Annotated in this window: 15 protein-coding genes and 1 pseudogene; 6 read left to right on the forward strand and 10 right to left on the reverse strand. The window is 46.5% G+C overall.

What is annotated here, in order from left to right; translation table 11 throughout:
• Positions 1-27: 27 nt before the first annotated feature.
• On the reverse strand, positions 28-2,094 hold the full coding sequence (locus tag VNN20_10950; protein ID HWP92699.1) for a GAF domain-containing protein: 2,067 nt from the start codon (positions 2,092-2,094) through the stop codon (positions 28-30).
• A 400-nt stretch (positions 2,095-2,494) separates the two neighbouring features.
• Between VNN20_10950 and VNN20_10955 the strand changes: the two genes are divergently transcribed.
• A complete protein-coding gene (locus VNN20_10955; protein HWP92700.1) occupies positions 2,495-4,615 on the forward strand; it encodes a thioredoxin domain-containing protein in 2,121 nt (706 codons plus the stop codon).
• Between the two features lie 25 nt (positions 4,616-4,640).
• Here the strand turns inward: VNN20_10955 and VNN20_10960 are convergent, their stop codons facing one another.
• The 4 genes from VNN20_10960 to VNN20_10975 all read right to left on the reverse strand — a co-directional run bounded on the left by VNN20_10960 (position 4,641) and on the right by VNN20_10975 (position 12,874).
• Positions 4,641-7,436, reverse strand: coding sequence for a PAS domain S-box protein (locus tag VNN20_10960; GenBank protein HWP92701.1), 2,796 nt, complete (start codon positions 7,434-7,436; stop codon positions 4,641-4,643).
• A 38-nt stretch (positions 7,437-7,474) separates the two neighbouring features.
• Positions 7,475-7,888, reverse strand: a complete 414-nt coding sequence (locus tag VNN20_10965) for a response regulator (GenBank protein HWP92702.1) — start codon at positions 7,886-7,888, stop codon at positions 7,475-7,477.
• 65 nt (positions 7,889-7,953) lie between these two features.
• Positions 7,954-9,237, reverse strand: a complete 1,284-nt coding sequence (locus VNN20_10970) for an ATP-binding protein (GenBank protein HWP92703.1) — start codon at positions 9,235-9,237, stop codon at positions 7,954-7,956.
• A gap of 94 nt (positions 9,238-9,331) precedes the next feature.
• Positions 9,332-12,874, reverse strand: a complete 3,543-nt coding sequence (locus VNN20_10975) for a GAF domain-containing protein (protein HWP92704.1) — start codon at positions 12,872-12,874, stop codon at positions 9,332-9,334.
• A gap of 405 nt (positions 12,875-13,279) precedes the next feature.
• Between VNN20_10975 and VNN20_10980 the strand changes: the two genes are divergently transcribed.
• A complete protein-coding gene (locus tag VNN20_10980) occupies positions 13,280-14,068 on the forward strand; it encodes a CoA-transferase (GenBank protein ID HWP92705.1) in 789 nt (262 codons plus the stop codon).
• A 141-nt stretch (positions 14,069-14,209) separates the two neighbouring features.
• Positions 14,210-14,929 (forward strand): CoA-transferase, encoded by a 720-nt coding sequence (locus VNN20_10985; protein HWP92706.1) that lies wholly within the window; start codon positions 14,210-14,212, stop codon positions 14,927-14,929.
• A gap of 73 nt (positions 14,930-15,002) precedes the next feature.
• Here the strand turns inward: VNN20_10985 and VNN20_10990 are convergent, their stop codons facing one another.
• A complete protein-coding gene (locus tag VNN20_10990) occupies positions 15,003-15,473 on the reverse strand; it encodes a CBS domain-containing protein (protein HWP92707.1) in 471 nt (156 codons plus the stop codon).
• Positions 15,474-15,738: 265 nt separating this feature from the next.
• On the opposite strand from VNN20_10990, the gene VNN20_10995 reads away from it, so the two are divergent.
• Together VNN20_10995 and VNN20_11000 are read left to right on the forward strand one after the other, a co-directional pair.
• On the forward strand, positions 15,739-16,584 hold the full coding sequence (locus tag VNN20_10995) for a sulfurtransferase (protein ID HWP92708.1): 846 nt from the start codon (positions 15,739-15,741) through the stop codon (positions 16,582-16,584).
• Between the two features lie 70 nt (positions 16,585-16,654).
• On the forward strand, positions 16,655-17,089 hold the full coding sequence (locus tag VNN20_11000; protein HWP92709.1) for an iron-sulfur cluster assembly scaffold protein: 435 nt from the start codon (positions 16,655-16,657) through the stop codon (positions 17,087-17,089).
• A gap of 34 nt (positions 17,090-17,123) precedes the next feature.
• Here the strand turns inward: VNN20_11000 and VNN20_11005 are convergent, their stop codons facing one another.
• The 3 genes and pseudogenes from VNN20_11005 to VNN20_11015 form a co-directional block, all read right to left on the reverse strand.
• On the reverse strand, positions 17,124-17,648 hold the full coding sequence (locus tag VNN20_11005) for a DUF302 domain-containing protein (protein ID HWP92710.1): 525 nt from the start codon (positions 17,646-17,648) through the stop codon (positions 17,124-17,126).
• Positions 17,649-17,861: 213 nt separating this feature from the next.
• Positions 17,862-18,452 (reverse strand): annotated as a pseudogene (locus tag VNN20_11010) (alpha/beta hydrolase).
• A gap of 13 nt (positions 18,453-18,465) precedes the next feature.
• Positions 18,466-18,672 carry a hypothetical protein gene (locus VNN20_11015; GenBank protein ID HWP92711.1) on the reverse strand — a complete coding sequence of 69 codons (207 nt, stop codon included), beginning with the start codon at positions 18,670-18,672 and terminating at the stop codon, positions 18,466-18,468.
• A 351-nt stretch (positions 18,673-19,023) separates the two neighbouring features.
• On the opposite strand from VNN20_11015, the gene VNN20_11020 reads away from it, so the two are divergent.
• Entirely contained in the window at positions 19,024-19,278 is a 255-nt protein-coding gene (locus tag VNN20_11020) for a hypothetical protein (protein ID HWP92712.1), read from the forward strand.
• A 17-nt stretch (positions 19,279-19,295) separates the two neighbouring features.
• Here the strand turns inward: VNN20_11020 and VNN20_11025 are convergent.
• A partial coding sequence (locus tag VNN20_11025; GenBank protein ID HWP92713.1) for a helix-turn-helix domain-containing protein occupies positions 19,296-20,082 on the reverse strand: 787 nt, incomplete at its 5' end.

Here is a 20,082-nt window from a genome sequence, read left to right on the forward strand (position 1 = left end):
GTAAAATCTCTACTTCGTTTATGTCCGTCATGAAATTCCTCCTTCTCCGGGAAGGGTAAAATAAAAAGTAGCTCCTTCTCCTACCTGGCCCTCGGCCCACACCCGGCCGCCGTGCCGGTGGATTATGCGTTTGACCAGGGCAAGTCCCACCCCGGTTCCCTCGAACTCCCCCTGGCTGTGCAGCCTCTGAAATACACCGAATAGCTTATCTACATAGTTCATGTCAAACCCCACGCCGTTATCCCTGATGTAATAGGTCTTTTCTATCCCATTATCCCAACCCCCGGCCTCTATAACTGCTCTCTCCCTGGTCCCGGTGAACTTTATGGCATTTGATAGGAGGTTGGCAAAGACCTGCTTGATCATGGCCCGGTCCACTTTAGCTGGAGGCAAATTATTAATATTAAATTCCACCGTCCTCCCGTTTTCGGTGGATATTAATTCTTCGAATATGGGCCTCACCAGCTTCTCAATCTCTATGAATGTCAGGTTCATCTCCTGGCGTCCCAAACGGGAAAAGGATAGGAGGTCATCTATGAGCTGTCCCATATTACGGGTATTGTCGCGAATAACTTCGAGTAAACGCCTTCCCTCGCCGTCCAGCTTTTCTGTATAATCCTCTATCAGCATACGAGAGAAACCGTCTATGGCCCGAAGCGGCGCACGGAGGTCATGGGATACAGAATAAGAGAAGGCCTCCAGTTCCTTGTTGGCAGCTTCGAGTTGTGCCGTGCGCTCCTCTACCCGTCTCTCGAGCTCTTCATTCAGCTTCTTTATCTCTTCCTGAGACTGCCTCAAAGCTTCGACCTGCTTCACGTTGTTGAGTGCCGTCTGGATTTGTCGAGAAATTATCTCTAAAAGTTTTAGGTCGTCTTCATCGAAGGCGTTTTTCTCGAAGGAATTTATGTTTATGCATCCCACTGCCTCTCCACCGAGGAAAATGGGCATCGATACATAGCTTTTTGTGCCCACTTCCCTCCCGGCTGGGCCGATAAGGGTATCCTGGTCCACATCGGGGCAGTAGATGGGCTCACCATCTATGATTGCCTTCCAGGTAAACCCCTTTGGATACGGTATACTCCTGACCCGCTCGATAAACCAAACGGGATAGCCTCTGCTAGCCTTCATGACCGCCATGCTGTCTTCAACCAGGTAAATTGAGACGTTATCCACGCCCTTTATATTCTCATTCATGGCATCGACTGTGTTCTCCAGGACATCCTGGAGAACGATACTCTTATGAACGCTCCTAGTGACGGCACTAATTATTGACTCGTAGCGGTTCTTTTTATTAAGTTGGTCGATATTTTCCCTGAGTGCTAGCTCCGTACTCTTGGTTTGCTCGAATAGGCGTGCATTGAGGATAGCCGTGGAGCAGCGCTCGGCGGTGATTTCGAGCAAGTGGAGTTCCCGTTCGTTTTGAGGGTGCACATTCAACCAGTCAACATGGAGGACGCCAAAGACATCCCCATTACGTTTAAGAGGAACCCCTAGTATCGTCCTGACCCCGCGCTTTTTAACGTAGGGGTTCAATACTTGCGGGTCGACCTGGGCGTCGGAAATATAGAGTGGTTTCTTGGTCAAGGCAATCGTGCCGGCAAAGTCCTTTCCTAAAGGTACGGCGTAACCCGATTCCAAGGCTTCATCCAAACCTAGGGTTGCTCGAACTTTAAGTTCGTCGTTTTCTATGAGCAAAATGACCCCGGTATCCGCCCGCATTACAGCGGCGAGTCGGGCGAGTAGGGTGTTGAGAAGTTCGTTCAGATTAAGAGTACTAATTGCATTTGCGGTTACTTGGGTGAGGGCGGCCAGGTCGTCCCGTTCTTGTGTGAGCTGTCCTATCAGCCTCTCTCTTTCCTGCCTAAGTTCTGTCTCTGACTCTTTGGCTATACCTAGCTGTCTGACTAGCCTTGCCACCAGGCAATAAAGCACCACCCCGGTTATGACTATGAAAGCCCATCCTTTTATAGTTTGTAGTCTGGTTAGGGTCGGAGAATCTCTGCTGAGCATTCCTACTAGTTCATCAGAGGACAAAATCCAGAGAGCCCCCAGAAACATATATATAAGTGCTATTTTTAGGGCGCCTGTTCGCACTATATTGACTCCCCTAAAGAATCTACTCTTTCTTTAGCTTAGGTGGGAAAATTTATCATTATTTCTTGTGGCTTTATTATAGAGTATGGCAAATACAAATATTATTCGGGAGTTTCCAAAATCAAGATATAACCGATTAGAGAAATACTTCGAAATTCGGAATATTTTCAACTTCCCCGTCCTATTGCAATTATTAATACGGTTATTTGTAAAAGTCAATGATTTTAAGTTGAAACACTGTACAAACGAGTATACTGCAGGAGAACGAGTTGAAACCGAATCTGGGAACAGCAATTAATCCATCTTTAAATTTAGTTACTGGAATTTCGGTTTGTTCATAGTATCCTTTTCATTGAACCCTCGTACAAATTCAGCCCTCCAGGCATCTGAATTAAAAAACATGAAGAAATATAATCGCCTTATTAAAGAGAAAAGCCCTTATCTGCTCCAGCATGCGGAGAATCCGGTAGATTGGTATCCCTGGGGTGAGGAGGCGTTTGAGAAAGCCAGGAAAGAAGATAAACCGATTCTCCTGTCCATCGGATATTCAACCTGCCACTGGTGTCATGTAATGGAGCATGAATCTTTCGAGGATGAAGAAGTGGCAAGACTGATGAATGAAACTTTTGTGTCTATTAAAGTAGACCGGGAAGAACGCCCGGATATAGACGGGATATACATGACCGTGTGTCAGATGCTCTCACCGGGCGGATGCGGTTGGCCACTTAACGTGGTCATGACGCCGGATAAGAAACCCTTCTTCGTCGCCACCTATATACCCAAGCAAAGCCGGTTCGGGAGAGCAGGAATGCTCGATTTAATACCGAGAATCAAGGAAGTTTGGACAAAACAACGCGAGGAGGTATTAAATTCTGCTGAGCAGATTGCTTCGGCACTAAAGCAATCATCACAAGCATCAAAGGGTTCTCTACAGGATGAATTGGATGAAACAACGATGAATATCGCCTACCAACAGCTCTCCAAAAGCTTTGATACAGTGCATGGCGGGTTCGGCCGTTCCCCGAAGTTTCCGACACCGCATAACTTCGTCTTCTTGCTCCGATACTGGAGGCGAACCGGTGAGGAAAATGCGCTCAATATGGTAGAGAAAACCCTACAAGAGATGCGCCGCGGAGGAATTTATGACCATGTAGGATTTGGCTTTCATCGCTACTCCACAGATGCCAGGTGGTTTTTGCCCCATTTCGAGAAGATGCTGTATGACCAGGCTATGCTCTCTATGGCCTACATTGAAGCATATCAGGCGACCGGAAGGGAAGAGTACAAAAGGACTGCACAGGAGATTTTCGCCTATGTCCTTCGCGATATGACTGCACCAGGAGGGGGTTTTTATTCCGCCGAGGATGCAGACAGCGAAGGAGAAGAAGGAAAGTTTTATCTCTGGTCTCGGGAAGAGATAGAGAATATCCTGGGGAAGGAAGAAGCGGATTTAATAATTCAGGTCTTTAATGTAGAGAAGGAAGGCAATTTCGACGAGGAGGCAACCGGAAGAAGGACCGGGGGGAATATACTTTACTTAGATAGCTCGTTTAATGAAATTGCCTCCCTTCTCGGTCTGCCGATGCCGGAGCTGGAGAGACGGGTAGAGGCGGCGCGGGAGAAGCTATTTTCTGTACGCGAAAAGCGCGTTCACCCTCACAAAGACGACAAGATACTAACTGATTGGAATGGTCTTATGATTGCAGCGCTGTCTAAGGGGGCTCAGGCTTTTGGCGAACCAAAATATGCGGAAGCTGCCAAGCGCGCTTTAGGCTTTATTCTCGAGAATATGCGTAAACCGGATGGCCGGCTTCTACACCGCTATCGGGATGGCGAGGCGGGTATCCAGGGAAACCTGGACGATTATGCCTTTCTCATCTGGGGATTGATTGAATTATATGAAGCTACATTCGAGGTTGAATACCTAAAAAATGCGCTTGACCTGAATGACAAGCAGATAGAGCATTTTTGGGATGACCACGACGGGGGTTTTTACTTCAGTGCCGACGACGGCGAGGAACTTATTGTCCGTCAGAAGGAGATCTATGACGGGGCTATCCCGTCTGGAAATTCCGTATCCATGCTCAATTTGCTCAGACTAGGCCGGATAACCGCAAATTTTGAACTCGAAAAAAAGGCAGCGCAAATAGGACGTTCCTTTTCCAAGACGGTCAAACAGTACCCTTCTGCTTATACCCAGCTTATGGCTGCCCTGGATTTTGGGTTAGGTCCTTCATACGAGGTGGTGATTGCAGGCAACCCGGAAGCACAAGATACAAAAGCTATGTTACAAGCCTTAAGAAAGGAATTTCTACCTAACAAGGTAGTATTGCTACGTGATACCGCTAAAGAAAAAACAGATATAACCGCCGTTGCTGGGTTTACCAAGAATCAATCGAGTCTGGGCGGGAAGGCCACTGTTTATGTCTGTCTAAACTATGAATGTAAGCTTCCAACCGTCGATATAGACAAGATGCTAGAACTGTTGAATGTCAAAAAGCAGGGAAAGGCGTCATCATAGACTAGGCCTTTTTTCTCGTTATTCCTCAGTCGTCCTCATCTAATACCCTATTCAATGCCTCGGTTAATTCCTCCATTTTGTAGGGTTTACAGATGACTCCTCTAAACCCAAATTTCTTGTAGTCGGATATAACCGGGTCATTTGAATAACCGCTAGACACGATTGCCTTTACCGAAGGGTCAAACTCCAGCATTCTCTTGATTGCCTCCCTCCCTCCCATGCCCCCGGGTACGGTTAAGTCCATGATCACAACATCGAAGGGTCTGCCGTTTTCCTTTGCCCTCTTGTACGCCTCTATAGCCTCGTGGCCATCACTAGCAAATTCTGTCTCGTATTTCAGGTGGTTAAGTATTTCCCCGGCTAACTCTCTCACCAGCCTTTCATCATCCATAACTAGCACCTTGCCAATACCTCCGTCGCTCCGAATCTCGCTGTTCTTACTCTTGTTGGACTTTCCCTGAGCTACCGGAAGATAAACGTAAAATTTTGACCCCACCCCTATTTCCGATTCCACACCCAGATATCCGCCATGGTTCTTTATTATGGAATAGGCCGTGGCCAAGCCCAGTCCGCTGCCATTTTGCTTGGTGGTAAAATAAGGGTCGAATATTTTTGGTAGATGCTCCTTGGTTATCCCCGTTCCGTTGTCCTCGACGGTTATTTTGATGTACTTTCCGTCTTTCATCCTGAGACTATCGCCGTAGTTATAGGGCAGGTATAACGGGCTATCGCCCACCACGTTCTCAACGGTGATCTTTATGATTCCGCCATCCAGCATTGCCTCTTTGGCATTTATCACCAAATTATGTATAACCTGACTCACCTGCCCCTCGTCCACTTCTACCGCCCATAAATCTTTCGGTATTGAATAGTCACATCCGGTCTTTGATCCTTTCAGGGCAAACTCCGCTGATTCCCTTATCAATTCTCCTAGAACGGTCTCTTTCTTGACTGGTGCCCCACCTCTAGAGAACGTGATTAGCCTTTGGGTCAAATCCCTTGCCCGGAGGCAGGCCTTTTCTGCTTCGGTCAGCCTCTTATGAGCCCTGTAGTCTAGATTCGTATACATTTTTGTGAGAGATACGTTACCGAGTATCACGGTGAGGAGGTTATTAAAATCATGGGCAATCCCACCGGCAAGGACACCCAACGATTCCAGTTTGTGAGCTTTAATTATCTCCTCTTCCATATTCTTTCGCTCGGTGATGTCTTCCACGACACCCATCACACCGGTGACGTTTCCGCCCGAGTCACGTAGAGGAACGGCCCGGGCAGACAACCACAATTGTGCCGAACTGGTAGTGGTTTCATAAAGGGTCTCATGGTGGCCAAGCTCCCCTTCAAAAGCCTTCTCCACTATTGGGACAAAGCTTTGGTCTTTGAGCTTTCTCAGGTCTAAGCCGATGATTTTGTCGTAAGTGGAGCGAAATATTTGAACCAGGTGATTGTTACACTGGGTTATCTTGAAATCCCGGTCTATTATACATACACCGATTGGTGACTGGTCAAAAAGCGTCCGGTAGCGTTCTTCCGACTGCCTTAACGCTTCCGCCTGCTTTGCGTTGTTGATTGCCACTTCGATCTGCTGCACCACGATATCGAGCAGTTTGAGCTCTTCCTGGTCAAAAGCGTTTTTCTCCAAGGAATTTATACCCATCATACCCACAGTCTGTCCTTCGAATCGTATCGGCATGGACAAGTAGCTCTTTATGCCCAACTCCTTTCCGGCAGGGCCCATAAACCGGTCATTTTCCACATCATCACAATAAACCGGCTCGGCTTCCAGGATCGTTTTCCAGGTGAGGCCTTTTGGATAAGGAATCCTACCGGCGCGTTCAAGATAACTGCTGGTTAGGCCCCGATGGGCCTTCAGCACCGCCTCTTTGCCCTCTACCAAATAAATGCCCACGATGTCTGCCTTGTCTATATTCTGGCTCATCGAATCCACCGCGTTTTCCAAAACGTCCTGTAAGTTGATCGACTGATGAACGCTTCGGGTTACGGTACTGATGATGGTTTCATAGCGGCTCTTCTTGGCTAACTGGTGGAGTTTTTGCTTAAGGGCCTCCTCTGCCCTTTTACGCTCGGTTATGTCCTCGACCGTTCCCTCGTAATATAAAACGGTGTTATCCTTTCCCCGAACTGCTCTGGCACTTTCGCGGACAAAAATTACGCACCCATCATTCTTTAACCAAGCAGATTCAAGCCCGACTACCTTACCCTCCCGCTCCAGTAGCGCCTTGAACCTACTTCTGGCGTTTTTATCCTCGAATCCTTCCTGCTCTAAGTTGCGTGAAACCATCTCCTCCAAGCTAGAAAAGCCTAGCATTTTGATCAATGCCGGATTAGCCATTAGGATTCGGCCGTCGGGGGTGGTGCGATAAACACCGGTGGGGACGTTTTCAAAAAGGTTTCTGTATTCCTCTTCGGTCTCTTTGAGGGCATCTTCCGCCTTCTTCCGTTTGATTGCGTTTTCTACGGTTGCCGGGAGGACTTTGAGGTAATTCTGTTCCGGGTCCTTTATCAGATAATCATAGGCGCCCGCTTTGATGGCGTTAGCGGCGATCTCTTCATCACCCATTCCGGTAGTAATAACCACCGGTATCGCTATGGAGCCTAGAATATCCAGTGCTGTCCCGTCTCCCAGAAAGTAATCCGAGACTATCACATCAAACTCATTCGAGACTAAAAGTTTTTTGGTCTCCAAAATTGACCCGGCTATTTCATAGTGGTAAGGGATATTTTCCTTCTGAACGAACCGTTTGAAAGCCATCTGGTCAACTTTATCATCTTCTATAAGCAATACTTTTATAGTATTCATCGTACGCTATGGAACTTAATATAGGCTTCTGTCCGAAATCATTCCGCCAATTCGCTTAGCGTCCAGTACATATCGATCGCCCTCATTACCTCGACAAACTGCAGGTAATCAACCGGTTTGATCATATATCCGGCGACACCAAGCTCAAAACTCTCTATCCGGTCCTGTTCCTCTTTAGAGGTGGTAAGAACTACGACCGGAATCCTTTTCAACAACTCGTCCTTTTTTGCTATCTTCAGAAATTCAATTCCGTTCATTCTAGGCATATTCAAGTCCAAGAGGATGATGCCCGGTTTCTGGTTTCTGTCGTTTTTCAAGAAATCCAACGCTTCTTCGCCGTTGCTGGAGATGTCCAAGCGGTTGGTAACATTCAGGTCCTTGAGTGCGCGTTTGACCGTTATGGCATCCACCTGGTCGTCTTCGACCAGAAGAATAGGTTTTGCGTTTTTCATCTTACCCTCCACCCTGCCTATTGGCATGTGTTAAGACCAAGGACCGGTTATACACATCTTGGCACTCATACCGGCAATGTAAAGAAGAACTTACTCCCGTGTCCCACCTTCGACTCTACCCAGATCTTTCCGTTATACATCTCTATGATTTTTTTGACCAAAGCCAGGCCGACGCCCGTGTTCTCGGATTCATCCCGAGGTGCCAGCGTCTGGAATATCTGAAAAATCTTATCGAAGTACTTTTCCTCGATTCCCGGGCCGTTGTCGGCTATGCTGAACTTCCAATAACCGTCCTCCTGGGCGCAGGTTATTTTGATTTCTCCCCTCTGCTTATCCATGAACTTCACGGCGTTGCTCAGTAAGTTTTGGAAAACCTGCTCCATACGGGTACGTTCACACAATATCGAGGGCAACTCGTCCTCAACCTGTATGTCGATATGAGCGGGGGGTGCTATTAAGTAAATGACCTCGGCCAAAAGTTGATTAAGGTTTACCAGCACCTTTCGCTCCTTGACTCGGCCTGTCCTCGAATACTGCAGGATGCCGTCTATAAGACTGTGCATTCTCTTTACCCTTGTGACCAGTAGGCTTAACTGATTTTTTCCGTCTTCTTCCAGTTTCTCCGCATAATCTGTTGCTATCCAATTTGCCAGAGAGCTAATAGCGCGGAGGGGAGCCTTCAAATCGTGGGACACAATGTAGGCAAAATCATTCAATTCCTGGTTGACACTCTCTAATTCCTTAAGAAGCTGGGTCTGCCTTTCTTCGGATTTCCTGCGTTCAGTTATATCCCGGGAGGCGATAATACCTCTTATTTCTCCGGCCGCGGTTCGAAACGGCCTACCGGTGCTTTCGAGCCAGTTCCACTGGCCGTTTTTGTGCCTGAACCTAAAGATAGCGTGCCCCGAGGAAAAGGTTGCAATCGCTCTTTGAAACTCAGAAATTACCCTTGAGCGGTCATCCGGGTGAATAAACTCAAAGATGCTTTTACCCTGAAGTTCATCCGGTTGATAATCCAACAGGTCTTTATGTTTGGGATTGACATACAAGAAGCGGCCGTCGGCGCTCGTCTCGCATATGTAATCGAATGAATATTCGACAAGGGTACGGTTCTTTTCCTCGCTCTCTTTAAGCGCTTCCTCCACCCGTCTGCGCTCCGCTATCTCCGCCTGAAGCGTCTTATTTGCCTTCTCCAGCTCCAGAGTACGTTCCAGAACACGCTTTTCTAAATCTTTTTGTGCCACCTGTAATGCCTTTTCGGCAATCCGGCGTGCTTCCCGTTCCTGCTCGAGCATTTTTTCGAGGCGGATAAGTTCCCCTTTGTCAACGTAATCACGCTTCTTTACCATTATGTTTGTCCTGTTTGGCCAATAAAGTTCGGATAAAGTATTTCTCTACCTTCTATCTATTCAAGCAATGGTTTAGTGGAGATAGAAGCCTATTTCAGCCTCCGTTAATAGCTTCACGAACTATCTTACTCAACTCCTCTATTCTATACGGCTTAACGACAAACCCTCTAAAACCGTATTTCACAAACTCCGACATCCCCGAGTTGTTTGAGTATCCACTCGACACGATTGCTCTAACCCCTGAATCCAGCTTGGACAACTCTTCCATAGCCTCTTTACCCCCCATTCCGCCGGGTATGGTTAAGTCCATAATCACCAGGTCAAACGGCCTTTTGGTTCGTTTTGCTTTAATGTATAAATCTATTGCCTCCCTGCCGTCTCCAGCACATTCAACTTCGTATCCCAAATATCTAAGCATCTCACCAAGCGTCACCCTTACCGCTTCTTCATCGTCCATCACCAGAATCCTTCCACTGCCCCCGAGAATCATCTTTTCCTCGTTGCCCCTTTCCGGCTTTGTTTCCGCCGCCGGGATATACAGGAAAAACTTAGTCCCCACTCCTACCTCGGACTCGACATCCACATACCCGTCGTGTTTTTTTATTATTGAATACACCGTGGCCAGCCCTAGCCCACTCCCTCTATACTTTGTGGTGAAATATGGGTCGAATATCTTTGAAAGATGTTCCCTTGGTATCCCAATTCCTCTATCTTCCACAGATACCTTAACGTATCTCCCTTCTCGGAGAGGGATACTCGCCTCCTTGTCTATCTGTACATTGTCCACTGACACTTTTACCAGGCCACCTTCCGGCATAGCCTGCTGGGCGTTTATGACCAAATTATTTATTACTTGACTTACCTGTCCCTCGTCCACTTCTACCGACCATAAATCCTCGGCGATATGGAACTCGCATCTCACATTCGACCCGCTCACCGCAAAATTGGCCGTGTCCTTTATCAAATCTCCCAGAGACGACAGGAGCTTTTTTACCGGTGCTCCTCCTTTGGAGAAAGTGAGCAGTTGTTGAGTGAGGTCGCTTGCTCTAATGCATGCCTTTTCCGCCTCGGTTAATCTCTTATAGGATTTATCATCAGGATCAGTGTATAGCTTGGTGAGCGAAATGTTGCCGAGTATGGCGGAAAGAAGGTTATTGAAATCATGGGCGATGCCGCCGGCAAGGATACCTACGGACTCGAGCTTTTGAGCCTTGAGGATCTCCTCTTCCATTCTTTTCCTCTCGGTCACGTCTTCTACCACGGCCATCCCGCCTATAACCTTTCCCTCCGCATCTCGCAACGGAGAAAGCCTTATGGATACCCATAGCTTGGCAAAGCTGTTGGTTGCTTCATAAAAGCCCTCATAAGATGCATTTTGCCCTTCCAGCACCCTCTCCATGAGCGGTAAGACACACTGATTCCTCAATTTCCGTATGCTAATCCCGACGATCTTTTCGGGGGAAGAGCTGAGGATTTCGGCCATCCGTTTATTGCAATGGGTTATGGTTAAATCCCGGTCAAATATGTATACCCCCACCGGCGCCTGGTCGAATAGGGTATGATAGCGCTCCTCCGATTGTCTATGCGCCTCGACTATGCGTGCATTGTTGATTGCGGTCTCAATCTGCTGGGCGACGATCTGAAGTAGCTTTAACTCCTCCTCATCGAAGGCGCATTTCTCAAGAGAATTTATATTTAAAACACCTACCACTTTATCCTCAAAGTTTATGGGGGTGCACAAATAGCTCTTTATTCCCAACTGCTTTCCAGCAGGCCCGATAACAACGTCACTATCCACATCCGGGCAATACAGGGTTATCCCCTCTATAATCGTCTTCCAGATAGCCCCTTTTGGGTATGGTATTCTTTTTACCCTTTCGATGAACCAACCTGGAAAGCCCACATGTGACTTTAGAACTGCTTCCTCCCCTTCGACCAGAAAGATGGAAACATGGCTAACCCTGTCTATATTTTTACTTAGGGCTTCGACAGCGTTTTGAAGAACCTCCTGCAGGTTAAGCGACTTATGAACGCTCCGGGTTACCGTGCTGATTATGGACTCATAGCGATTCTTCTTGGATAGGTGGGAAAGGTGTTCTTTGAGTATCTCCTCAGATTGGCGGAGCACTTCTGCCTGCTGAGCATTGTTAATGGCTATCTCTATCTGCTTGGCCACAATCCCGAGCAGCTTTAGCTCTTCCTCATCGAAGGCGTTCTTATGAAGGGAGTTAATATTGATAACCCCCACCGTATTACCTTGCGAGTTAATGGGCATAGCGGCGTAGCTCTTTGTCCCTAATAATCTTCCGGCGGGGCCGATAACCGTATCTTGTTCCGCATCTGCAACATATCTGGCCTTGCCATCTATAATTGTCTTCCAGGTGAACCCCTTTGGATAGGGAATTCTTCTGACCTGCTCGATAAACCAATCGGGATAGCCCCGGTAAGCTTTTAGGACCGCTTCTTGCCTGTCTACCATATAGATAGAGACGTTATCTACGCCTTCTATGTTTTTACTCATAGCTTCGACCGCGTTTTGCAATACTTCCTCGAGGTTGATCGACTGATGTACGCTCCGGGTTACCGTGCTAATTATGGATTCGTAACGATTCTTCTTTGATAGAAGGGTAAGGCTTTCTCTGAGAGAACTCTCCACGCGCTTGCGCTCGGTAATATCCTGTATCTGTGAAATAAAGTAAAGAGGACGGCCCTGGGAGTCACGGACAAGCGAGACACTCAAGAGAACCCATACTACCTGGCCAGCCTTATGGAAGTATCGCTTCTCCATCTGGTAGGTATCAATCTCACCGGCCAGCATTTGTCGTACGTACTCGAGGTCAGTGTGCAAATCGTCAGGATGGGTAATAGACTGGAAATTCGTGGATAATAATTCATCCTCCGAATAACCGACTATTTCACACAAGGAACGATTGACTTTCAGCCAACGTCCGTCGGGTGCTACTAGAGCCATGCCTACGGAAGCGTAGTCAAAAGCGCTTCGAAAACGTCCCTCGCTTTCCTTAAGTGCTTTTCCCGCCACTCTGGATTCTATGGCTATTCCGGCTATATGAGTTGCAATCTTAATAAGCTCCAGATGCTCAGGACTAGGGCTACGGGGTTCGCCATAGTACATAGCAAAAGTACCCAAAACATCGCCACTCGTGGATAGGATCGGAGTAGACCAGCAGGCGCGTAGGCCATACTTCAATGCCAGCTCTCTGTAACCCACCCAAAGCGGGTCATTGACAACGTCTTCGACGATAACCTGTTCCTTCCGGTAAGCGGCGGTTCCACAGGAGCGGACACCAGGACCTATGGAGAAACCATCTACCGAGGATATGTAGGCTTTGGGTAGGGTTGGTGCGGCATAATACCTCAGAGTGATTCCGTCCGGATCTAGCAGCAATATTGAACAAAGCATCCCGTCTGCATGTTCTTCAATGAAGCGGGTTAAGACATCTAGCACCTCTATTAGTGGTGCTCCCCTAGCAACCATTTCCAGCACCCGGTTTGTCCCACTTTTTATTGCTTCTGACCTCTTATGCTGAGCATCCAATGTTTCTGACTGGGCAACCCGCTTGCGCATTTCGAATAGCTCATCTATTAGTTCTTGTAGCTTACTCAGTTCGGCTTCCATCAGTCACCCAAAGTATGCACACTCAACATCATAGCTCTATAAGACATATCCATTTTTTTTAGAAGTCCCTTTGCCTATTCCAATTAGGTGAGATAAGAAGGGAATAAACGCATAATCGTTGATTCTGGCCCAAGAAGTATAGTTTCATTCGCGTGAGACCATATTCTATTATTTATTTGCTAAGATATGCCTCAGTCTTAGAGAGTATCGGTCCACCTCTAACCTTAAGACACACCAGAAAGGCCCTCTTTATCTCCTCTATGCTCTAATTTTATGACTGTACAATTCTTAATGCAACTATTGTGGGTTTTGGGTCTTGTCATTCTTGGTAAGGTCCTGAAAATGGATACACGTTTTATTTTGTGATAACCTAGTGACGTAATAAGCAAAGACGGTGATATCGATATGAATAGGGTTAAGACTATAGAAGAGGCAGCCTCCTTAGTCTCGGATGGAGAGAGATTGGCAATCGGGGGCCTCCTTCTTCAGCGCATCCCCTCTGCGTTTGTTAGGGAGCTAGCCAGGCAGGGAAAGAAGGGACTAAAGGTTATGAAGACAGCGGCAAACTACGATTTCGACCTTCTTAGTTTCGCCGGGTGTCTTGAGGAAATCCAAGCTGGTTTTGTTAGCTTCGAGGCGGAATTCGGCCTTGCCCCCAACTTTCGGCGCTCTGTCGAGGAGGGAAGAGTGCATTTTGAAGAGAACTCTTGCTACACCGTAATATCAAAGCTAAGGGCGGCGGCATACGGTGTGCCCTTCATGCCCATAGCTAATTTGGGTGAGAGTCATATAGTGGATAAGTTTAAAACGGTTGATAATCCATATGGGCAAGGAGAGGTTCTCGTTGTCCCTGCGCTATACCCGGACTGGGCAGTTCTACATGTACAAAAGGCGGATAAGGAAGGGAACGCCATCATATACGGCCCTGTTTATGAAGACATCATTATGGCCCGAGCCGCAAGGAAGATTATACTGACTACGGAGAAAATAGTTTCGTCGGAAGAGATCGGTCGGGATGCGGATTTGGCCGTAATCCCCGGATTTAAAGTAGCGGCGGTGGTGGAAGTTCCAAAGGGGGCACTTCCTGGAGCATGTTATCCCTATTATGATTACTCTTCGGAACAGGTAAAGGAATACTTGTCCATCAAGGATAATAACGCACTCAAAAGTTACCTCGAGGATATGAAACCTTAAATAAGCAGGATGCAAGATACATGCTACACGATAGAAGATGTACGATGCAGGGTACAGGATAGAAACAACCTTCCTTAAATTATGAATCATGAAACATGCATTATGTACGTGGATCTTGTATCGTCAGTTCGAGTTTAACAATTGGGCATAACAAGGGAATATTCAAGAGCGGATATGATGATTGTAACCATGGCCCGCCTTCTAAAGGATGCCGAGAATGCGTTCATGGGTGTGGCATCAAACCTCCCCTTTTTCGCTATATGGTTGGCTAAGAAACTTTATAATCCAGACCTCACCTGGCTCAATATACCAGGCGGAATAGACCCCAGTCCTTCCTCTCCCCCGCGTACTACCGTTCACTTCGAATTAGCCAGGGCAAAGAAAGCCTCTATAACCCTGGCCGAGATATTCGACATGTCCGCACGCGGAGAATTGGATGTCGCTTTTCTCTCCGGCGTGCAGATAGATAAATATGGAAACTTCAACCTGAGTCATATCGCCGAGGGTGATAGAATAAAGATCCAGTTCACTGGCGGCGCTGGAAGCGCATTGGTTTGTCCAAACACCAAACGGGTCATACTGTGGAGAACAAGGCACGATAAACGCTCGTTTGTGGAGAAATGTCCCGTAATTACGGCTAGCGGAAACATCTATAGGGTGGTGACTCCTATCGCTGTTTTTAGAAGAGATAATGGCATTCTCTCCCTAGATAGCATACACCCTTACTCTAGCTTTCAAGAAGTAGAGGAGAACACTGGCTTTCCAGTTTCACCCGCCCCTGTCACCCCGGCGCCAACTGCGGATGAGATGAAGCTACTTAACCAGTTTGACCCGGAAAGAATCAGAGAAATAGAATTTTAGGCTGAATTAAAAGGCTTTTTGCCTTATCAATAGTTGCTTGAGCAGTTCACGGCCGATTAAAAAGGGATAGACATTAATCTCCAAGAGCAATCGCATTGCCGATGTGCGGTCCGAAGGCGTATTCCTGAGTTATCTTAAGCTGGTATTTGAGTTCCTTGATCAGCCTCTGCTGCAGGTCGCTCCATGACAGCATACCGTAATACTTTTCGTCTTCATCCAGGATTATCAAATGAGATATATGATGGGTATCCATTAGCTTTAGACAATCAAAAAAGGACGTGTCCAGGCTGACGGTGAAAAGATTCGTACTCATGATTTCTGAAACCTTTACCTCCGAAGGCTTTCTACTCATCGCTACAACCTTGGTCGAAAAGTCGCTCTGTCCTACGACCCCTGCCAGTTTGCCATTCTTCAGCACACCTATCGTTCTGACCTTAAAGTTCTTAAGCTTAAGGGCTGCTATATCGGTCGTATCGTCGGCATCCACGAAATAAACGCTTTCCCTTTTACCGATCAAGTCCCTGACCTTTAAGTCCTCTAACATAGTCGCCCTCCTTACCAAAGAGGTTAAAGCCCTTGTATATGACCCAATTCCCCTGTCTCCATAATAGCATAAATCTCTCCAAGAAAAAACCCCTTTTAAAATTTTTGTGGAATTAATACTGGTTGGCTATGTAAATCAGAACATCTATAGCCGTTCCATAAAATCCACTCAAGAAGCCCGCTTAATTTTTGATGAGTTAATGCGATAACTTGCTTTAGTCACAAAAATCAATAGAATAGTTAAAAAACTAAATAAGGAGGAAGAGATGGGAGAGTATGCACATCCAGAGGTTTTAGTCAGCACTCAATGGGTAGCCGACCATTTAAATGAAGCTAACATAAGGATAGTGGAGTCCGATGAGGACGTCCTTCTTTACGACGTTGGACACGTCCCTGGGGCAGTGAAAATCGACTGGCAAACGGAGCTACAGGACCAATTGATAAGAGACTATGTCAGCAAGGAGAATTTTGAAAAGCTCATGTCCGAAAAAGGTATTGCAAACGACACCGCAGTGGTCTTCTACGGTGATAAAAATAACTGGTGGGCGTGTTACGCTTTTTGGACATTCAAAGTCTTCGGGCATGAAAAATGTTTAATCATGAACGGGGGCAGGCAGAAGTGGATAGAGGAAAAAAGACCCTTGAGTAAGGACGTTCCGAAATATCCCAAAACCAACTACAAAGTTTCTCAGGTCAATCTGTCTATCAGGGCATTTCGTGACGATGTGATGAAGCACCTGGAGTCAAAGAAGCCGCTCATCGATGTTCGTTCACCCAAGGAATATAGCGGGGAACTTCTTCACATGGAGGCATATCCGCAGGAAGGGGCGCTAAGGGGCGGCCATATTCCCGGCGCCAAGAACGTACCCTGGGCTCGGGCGGCAAACGAGGACGGGACTTTTAAGTCCGTCGAGGAGCTAAAAGCGATATACGAGCAGGAGCAGGGCCTGAAACCGAACGATGACGTGATTGCCTATTGCCGGATTGGAGAGAGGTCATCTCACACCTGGTTTGTGTTAACTTATCTCCTGGGATATAACCAGGTGAGAAACTACGACGGCTCCTGGACGGAGTGGGGCAACCTGGTAAGAGCACCCATAGAGAAACCCTAACCTCTCCCCAACCCCCCTCCTTAGCAAGGAGGGGGTTGGAGGTGGTAAAAAATAGAAGGTATTCCAAGATATGGCTATGAACCGCGAAGAACTGATGACATTCATCCTAGACCACTACGAGAACCCGAGGAACTACGGCTCCCTCGACAATGCCCAGGTTATTCAAAAAGGGGGAAATCCGGGCTGCGGAGATATAGTGACTCTATATCTCAATATAGATGACGAAGGCCACATCAAAGACGTTAGCTTTGAAGGGGAAGGATGTATAGTCAGCCAGGCCGGGACCTCGATTATTACGGAGATAGTTGCCGGGAAAACCGTGGATGAAGTGGAAGCGATGGGCCCCGAGGTTATCACCGACGTGATCGGACGGGAACTGGCAATGACCCGCCCGAGATGCACCACCCTGGGCATCACCACGGTCAAAATGGCCCTTAAAGAATGGCAGAGAAAAAAGACGCTTGACCAAATTGAAAAAGATAACACTGTTAATGAAAGCGGCTGATTGGTTGGTGACCCCTTTCTTCATTTCTCAAATTTCAGAGTGCTGCTGCGTTAGCCAACTTTGCCAGTGCTGTATCAATTGCCTGTGCTACTGTATTTAACCTTTCGTTTTGGTATTGTTCCATAACAGGTGCAATCTTGTCATAGGCAACCTTGGTTATGCCCTGGTTGTCCGCGTAGATAAAAATTTTGGTCGGGAGATAGAGACCCACTTCCGGTCCACCCGCTTCCAGCAACTTCTTTGCAGTCAGCGGATTGCCAACGATGAACAACTGGGCTTTCATGGCAATGGGAACACGCGACATCACCTTTCCCCAATCCAGGAAACCGACTTCAATAAGGTTGCTCCTGCCCGCAAGTGGCTCGATTTCCGCACTGAATTCCTCGAAGGTCTTGCTTGCGCTAAGTTTGGTCATTAGCATTTCCGTGGTGGACTTGCCCAATTCGGCCTGTAGGTCTTTGACAGCTTTCTCAAATGATTTGACCGAGGAGAGCACAACATGAGTATTACTGAAGTTAGTTAGGACTGGATTATTACCGGCATTTTTATAGTGGCTCATGACTTGTTCTTCCTCCACATTTGTATTCACTGACCTTAATTACCGGACACCTAGAGATCGAAGCTAGTGCCGTTTCAAATAATTAAGTTTACGTTTTTTGTTTCTCTTATTTTTATAAGTTATAAGCTCAAAAGCTTCTCTAACTATTCAATATTTCGATGTATTGTTCTACCATAAAATGTAAGATTATTTTTTGGAAACGGCACTAGTTTGTCAGCCGCTATGCTTCTTCAAGAAGCTAAGTGTAACATCGTTAAAATCCTGAGTTTTCTCATAGAGGGGCGCAAGTGCGCAGCCTTTAAATACAACTAGCTCTGAGTTCCTAATTCCATTTTTCAGTTTGTCTGCAAAGCGGCCAACTGATGTAATTAAATCAAGTTCACCAAATGTCAACAAAGTAGGGACGTTAATGTTTTCTAGTTTCCCCTCGACGTCGTGGGAGAGAACCGCTCCGCATTGCCCAACGAACCCGACTAGGGACTGCTTTGGTCTACCCTTTACGAAATCAACAAGTGCCGTAATATGTTCTGGGTTTGAAGCAAAGAGCTCTGGCGACAAACAAAACGGGAAAATATAGTTGATGGCAGTATCTACAACACTCTGGTTAGGCCTTGCGGTTTCCAACCAGCCATTGACCAGAATAGTAATGAAAAGGTCGGTCTTAGTCCAACTACTATGAACAGAAAGGGATTTCGCCATGTCGGGATATTTTGCTCCGAATTGTAGCGTCGCTGCGGCTCCAAGTGAAACCCCAGCAATGTGAGCTTTCTCGATTCCCAACGCATTAATGAAAGCTGCCAGATCATCGGCATACTGCTCAGTGCTGTATGGTCCCCAGGGAGCGTCGCTTAGTCCAGCGCCCCGGGGGGTCTATAGAATAGACAGTAAAGTGCTTTGAATACTCTGGGAACTGGAAAGCATAGCAGGCGTTGTCCCCAGTCAAAAAAGGGATCATGATAAGCGGCTCTCCGTTCCCCATAGATTCATAATTTATCTCTATACCGTTTGCGTGTACCTTAGGCATTGGCTTCCTCTCCTTTTGACATTGTTTAGACTGCTCACATCCGTATCTTTATAATACGTATAAAGACAGCGGTTGGATTAAAATACCTTTACAGCACCTCAAGGCTTGGCTCAGCCAATGTCAAAGCTCCTGAGAGGAATTAGGGGTCAGGTCTTGGATTGTGAATTATGGAGACTCATGGGCACAAGTATGTATATCAAAATCTTTTGAATACGGCGTCGGAATGTTACAGCAACAGAAGGAAAAAATAAAAACCTGTTATTTCAACGGGTTGTTGCCCAAATCCACTTACAATAATCTACAGAATCGATATAATGGGGAAAACCTAAAGGAAGATAAGAGCGCCCAACCATGATGAGTTATCAGGGCCCGCCCCAGAGAAAATTGTTTTACATAGGGATCAATCTGGATAAGAGAATAAAAAAGAATCATTCTATGAGAAAGATAAGGGAACTGATAGATTTTGATTTCATATACAAGGAGGTAAAAGGTAAATACGGCTACAAATGGGAACGAATCAATCCCTCCACCGGTAATACTCAAATTGATGCTGCTTTTGGTTCTATACAACGTGAGGTCGGAGAGGGAATTAATGTAAAACGATAGGGGTCGGGTCTCAACATTTAACTATTCCTGTTAGCCATTAGATCCTTCTTCAATTTTGTTACCATCCCTGAAACCTTCCTGTTCTTCTCGCTCAACCTCTCAAACCTCTTACACGCTTGCGATACCGCCGCATAATCCATCCCGAACACTTCTCCTATCTCTTTTAAACTTAGCATCGTGTATTTCTTGATTAAATACAAAGCCATCTGACGATAAATATTCCCTTTCTTCTTTCGAAAAATCTCTTCCCTCTCTACTCCAAAGCTACTCATAATGCTTCCGATTACTTCTTCCAAACTACACGTCCCAGCCATCTTTGTCTCCGTTACTTCCCTCTTCCTTCCTAACGACTTTATCTTCTTCTCTATCCTTTTCATAAATTCTTCACTACCTAGAGCTAACCCTCTATATGAATCCCTCATTGGATTAACCATATCCATATTTTCAAGGACAAATCTCTTATACTTCCTTCTAGCTTTGTTCATATCCCCATCAAGTTGGCCTAAGATAAACTCGGTATTCAGTCTTTCTACCGGGCTTCTTTTCCCAATATAACTCTGGTAACTGCTCCACTCGTATTCCTTTACGTCAGCCACAATCCCCGCTCTTACCGGGTTTAGGTGAATATAGGCTGATAACCTCAGTCCGTAGTTATCCTCATCCACAAGTATAGATTTGTACCTGCCCTGAAATATAACTCCCACTACCTTATGCTCTGCTTTAAACCAGTTTGTATATGAAGTGTTAAGATAGTGCATGCCTGGAGATATGTTGGCATGAGGGGTCTTGATGAACAAGTGATAG

It is taken from the genome of Thermodesulfobacteriota bacterium (genome assembly GCA_035559815.1).
Lineage (GTDB): Bacteria > Desulfobacterota_D > UBA1144 > Nemesobacterales > CSP1-2 > DATMAT01.